At 61.6% G+C, this 4,159-nt stretch carries 3 protein-coding genes and 3 tRNA genes; 4 read left to right on the top strand and 2 right to left on the bottom strand.

The window, feature by feature from the left end; all coding sequences use genetic code 11:
- Positions 1-185: 185 nt before the first annotated feature.
- Positions 186-746: an NADPH-dependent FMN reductase gene (locus tag BG22_RS10710; RefSeq protein WP_140495453.1), complete on the bottom strand. Its 561-nt coding sequence runs from the start codon at positions 744-746 to the stop codon at positions 186-188.
- Positions 747-998: 252 nt separating this feature from the next.
- Between BG22_RS10710 and BG22_RS10705 the strand changes: the two genes are divergently transcribed.
- The 4 genes from BG22_RS10705 to BG22_RS10690 all read left to right on the top strand — a co-directional run bounded on the left by BG22_RS10705 (position 999) and on the right by BG22_RS10690 (position 1,860).
- Positions 999-1,394 carry a GntR family transcriptional regulator gene (locus BG22_RS10705; protein WP_219846955.1) on the top strand — a complete coding sequence of 132 codons (396 nt, stop codon included), beginning with the start codon at positions 999-1,001 and terminating at the stop codon, positions 1,392-1,394.
- Positions 1,395-1,566: 172 nt separating this feature from the next.
- A tRNA-Gly gene (locus tag BG22_RS10700) sits at positions 1,567-1,639 on the top strand.
- A gap of 37 nt (positions 1,640-1,676) precedes the next feature.
- Positions 1,677-1,748: transfer RNA gene (locus BG22_RS10695), tRNA-Val, on the top strand.
- A gap of 39 nt (positions 1,749-1,787) precedes the next feature.
- Positions 1,788-1,860: transfer RNA gene (locus BG22_RS10690), tRNA-Val, on the top strand.
- Positions 1,861-2,282: 422 nt separating this feature from the next.
- On the opposite strand, the gene BG22_RS11005 is transcribed toward BG22_RS10690, so the two are convergent.
- Positions 2,283-3,806: a triacylglycerol lipase gene (locus tag BG22_RS11005; RefSeq protein ID WP_219846954.1), complete on the bottom strand. Its 1,524-nt coding sequence runs from the start codon at positions 3,804-3,806 to the stop codon at positions 2,283-2,285.
- Between the last annotated feature and the right edge of the window lie 353 nt (positions 3,807-4,159).

Here is a 4,159-nt window from a genome sequence, read left to right as displayed (position 1 = left end):
CATAGGACCACCCCAAAACCTGCTTCGCGGGTGCCGACGCGGATACAAGATAGAAGCAAGAACGAAAGGGCTATGTAATGCGTAAGTCCCTCCGCCGGTGAAGGCGGAGGGACTTACGCATTGGGTGTATTGCATGTAATCACCGTCAGAACGCCGCCGGTGATTACATGCGGTTTACTCTGGAATCACTCCTCGACGAACTTGAGGAAGGCGTCAACCTCGGCGGAGAGCTTGGCCTTGTCGTCGTCGGATAGGACCAGCTTGCCGGTGCCCCAGGATTCAGCCGGCAGGGCCACGCCCACCTGCTCGGCCTCAGGCAGCAGCTCGGCCTTGTTGAAGCCCAGAACCTCGTTGAGCTTGGCGCGGGTGCCGGCGCCGGCGGACTGGCCGGCAACGGCGGACAGTGCGACCTTCTTACCGGCCAGCACGGTGACGGGGTCGGCCGGGAACGGCTCGAGCGGACGGGACAGCCAGTCCAGCAGGTTCTTCAGCACGCCCGGGTAGCTGTAGTTGTACTCCGGGGAGAAGATCCACACGCCATCGGCCTCGGTGACGGCCTTGCGCGCCTCGGCCACGGCGGCCGGCGGGTTCGGGAACTCCTCATCCTGGTTGAAGAACGGCACGTCGGCGTAGTTCAGGAACTTCACCTCGGCGCGGTCGCCGATGAGGGCCTTGGCCTCCTCGGCCAGCTGGGCGTTGAAGCCGTTCTTGTGCAGGCTGCCCACGATGAACAGAAGCTGGGTCATGATATCCCCCTTAATATACGTATTGCGTTGTGATTTGTTCCGGTCGCGCGACGACCGTGACAAACCGCCTTCGTTACGCCATTATTGTGCGGTCTCCTCGCCGACATGCTTCACCTTGAGTGAAGATTGGCGGAATTCCGCGGCGGCGTACAGTTAGTGCTGTATCTTTTGATTGATACAGAATGATGACGGGAATCAGCCTCGGCGCATGGAAACGGCTGCGGGGCCGAGCCTGTGGAGGGGGCGACCGCAATGACTGCCACAGATATTAGCGCAACCGCATACATGACGTCCGCGATGGGCTCGGATATTGACGGATCGACCGGCATCGTGGCGCATTTCACCGGGCTGATTCGCGCCGGCGAGTTGCCGGCCGGAGCCGAGATGCCGTCGATTCGAGGTCTGGCGGGCGATCTGGGCGTGGCGCCGGGCACGGTTCGTCGGGCGTACGGGGAGCTTGAATCACAGGGGCTGATTGTGACGAGTCCGGGGCGTCCTTCGCGCGTCGCGGAACGTGAGCAGGCGCCTTGCGAGGTGCTGGCAGCGGTTCAGGTGCTGGTGTCCGCCGCGCGCCGGCAGGGGTTGAATCGCAGCGAGGTGCAGGATGTGATTGGTGCGATGTGGGATTTGCCCGAGCCGGAATTGTAGAGGACTTGTGAATAACCACGGATGCCATGGGGGAAAAGTCGTGCTTGTCGGGGTGGTTGTGCCGAAATGATGACTGGGCAAAAACCGCGGAATTCCGCCGAGACACGCGGGAAGATGCATTTTCCTCGAAAAGCGCGTATCTTATTCACCTGTTGCTTGTTGCAAAGCACATGCGGACATAGCTTAGTTGGTAAAGCGCAACCTTGCCAAGGTTGAGACCGCGGGTTCGAGTCCCGTTGTCCGCTCTCGGAAGGCCGTCGGATTCGGCCGGATGACTGACCCGGGCGGTTGGCGCAGAGGTAGCGCACTTCCCTGACACGGAAGGGGTCACAAGTTCGAATCTTGTATCGCCCACTCGAGGGGCGGTGGCTAGCTGCTGGTCCTTGGCTTATCGGGCGATTGGCGCAGCGGCTAGCGCACTTCGTTCACACCGAAGGGGTCGTAGGTTCGATTCCTACATCGCCCACCCTTCATTCTCCCGCCAAGTTCGGCGGGATTTTTGTTTTCCGGCTGCGAACTGCGGGATTGAACTGCGGGATGTTGCGCTGAATTTGGTCTGCCCTCCACCTCCGGTGAATCCAGAACGGGCCACTTAAGTTTGTCCCATACGAAGCCACTTATCGTGAGGGAGGCTTAGGGTCTGGCATTCCGCGTCAATAATTCGTTAACGAATTCTCTACCCCCTCAGACCCGCTTCGCGGGCCAGCTCGTCCTGCGGATTGAGAACGTGCTTCGCGCGTGTTCTGCTGGCTCGCCTGTCGGCTCGGACGTTGCCTACAAACAGCTCCGCTGGTTGCTTCACGGCAACGCCCTAACAATGGGAGCCATAAAAAATATTCAACGAATTTTTAGCGCAGGACACTGACCGCAGTGTCGGTGTATCGGAACCTACAATCCGCGCTGCTTGAGCGCCGCGACGATTTGCACATAGAACTCGCGCACGTCGAATCCGGGGATGTTCTCGCGGTTGAGATCGATCATATCGGCGTGCGATATGCCGCGTACGCCGTTCGGCTCCAGCCAGGTGAACCGTTCTCCCCAAGGGAATGACGGCTGGGCGACGAGTCCGTCATTCGGCCCGTCGAACCATTTGACCAGCGGGTAGGTGAAGTTGAGCGGGAACTTGCCGGTGGTGGCATGGGCGAGCTTCGAGCCGACGCTTTGGCATACGATGCCGGCGAACGGGCTGGTGCGGGGGACTGGGCTCGCCGGGGAAGCGGGTGTGGCAGTCATGCCTGCGCGGGTATACGATTGCCGCGACTGACTTACCGCGTCGGAAGGGACCGCCCATGGGCCGGAGGCTTGGCTGAGGTGCTCGTTCACGGCAATCGGAGACGGCTCAGCGGGCGCATCGCTGGTGTGCTGGGCCGATACGCCGCTTGCTGTCCCGCCCGGCACACCACCGGCCGTCACGATTGGCGCGCCGCCCGTTGTCCTGCCTGATACACTGCCCGCCGTCGTTCCAAGCGCACTGCCCGCTGATCCCCGTTGCCAAAGCCCGTTCAACTGGTCCCAATCGCCGATTTCGGCGTTGAGCCGTGCGCAACCTGCCTGGGTCAGATCGTGAACCGCAGCCATGAAGTCAGGGTGCGCGTCACCGAGCCGGGAGGCGGCCGCGTTGTAGGTGGCCGCCACCTTGGACTGCGCGCCGGCTGGAATGTTGGTCAGCAGGTAATCTGCGAATCCGCAGCCGCGATGCGGCGTGTTGACGGTGGTCAGTGAGGCCACATACGGCGCCGCGCCGCAACGGGCGATGGCATAGCGCATGTCCAGCCCGCCCTTGGAGTGCGCGATGACGTTCACCTTGCCACAGCCGGTCATTTCGACGATGCGCCGGATGCGCGCGGTCAGCTCTCGCGCGGCGTCCGGCACCGATGCTGCGGACTGATGCTCGCCGTAATAGATTGTCGCGCCGTTGCGTTGCAGTTCGGCGGGAACGCGGCCCCAATAGTTGAGCGCCTGCGTGTCGCGGAAGAAGACGCCATGCACCAGCAACACGGGGTAGCGTGTGGCGCAGATGCGTGCGCCCGCGCGAGACCGGTCCAGTCGCTCCTTTGCCGTCTCGAATCGCACCTCCTCGCCGACCGTGCGGATGATGAGGTTGAGCGCGATGAGGTTCGCAATCGGAATCCACCCGCACAGGATGCCGATAACCCGGATTTTGAGTCCCAGCTGCACGGATGTGACGTACACGGTGATGATGCCGATCCAGAAAATGATCGATTCGATGAGCATCACGCCCGCCAGCGCGGCGGCCCACACTGGCCATGCCTCGCCCCACGCCGCAGGCCACCCGTAGGCGAGCATGGTGACGAGCGACAGTATCAGACCGATGGTGGCTGCGAGCGTGGTCCACCAGAATATCCGCAACATGATGACGCCGAACCGGCATGCGGTGATGCGATTGGTCATAAGGCCCCCTAGCTTGCTGACCGTTTCATCCGTCTCCAGTTTATCCGCGTTGCCTGCGTGCGTGCCCGCGTGCGTCTCGCGCGGGCCGGTGGGATGTGCGGTGGGATGAGCGGAGCGGTGCCCAAAAACGGGGTCGAGCGTCCCGCGCCAGAAATCTGTTGACGAATCGGCTGCCCTCAGCCCCGCTTCGCGGCCAGCCTTCCTGACAGGGGAGGGCAAAACCTAATGCTCTGTTAAACCAGAATTGACATGGATTAATCAACGAAAGTTCTGAAGGGGCCGATTCCCTAGAGAAACCAACCCCACCAATTTGCCTCTTATGTCAAAGCTGGTTTAACAGAGCCTATATTAGG

The organism is Bifidobacterium sp. UTBIF-78, assembly GCF_006408945.1.
Classification (GTDB): domain Bacteria; phylum Actinomycetota; class Actinomycetes; order Actinomycetales; family Bifidobacteriaceae; genus Bifidobacterium; species Bifidobacterium myosotis.
Note: the sequence above shows the minus strand (reverse complement) of the source record. Positions and strands in the feature narration are given on the sequence as shown.

What these genes read in the sequence shown, in the direction of transcription:
- BG22_RS10705 (WP_219846955.1), top strand. Translation starts at nt 999, where the DNA reads ATGACTGCCACAGATATTAGCGCAACCGCATACATGACGTCCGCGATG.
- BG22_RS11005 (WP_219846954.1), bottom strand. Translation starts at nt 3,806, where the DNA reads ATGACCAATCGCATCACCGCATGCCGGTTCGGCGTCATCATGTTGCGG.
- BG22_RS10710 (WP_140495453.1), bottom strand. Translation starts at nt 746, where the DNA reads ATGACCCAGCTTCTGTTCATCGTGGGCAGCCTGCACAAGAACGGCTTC.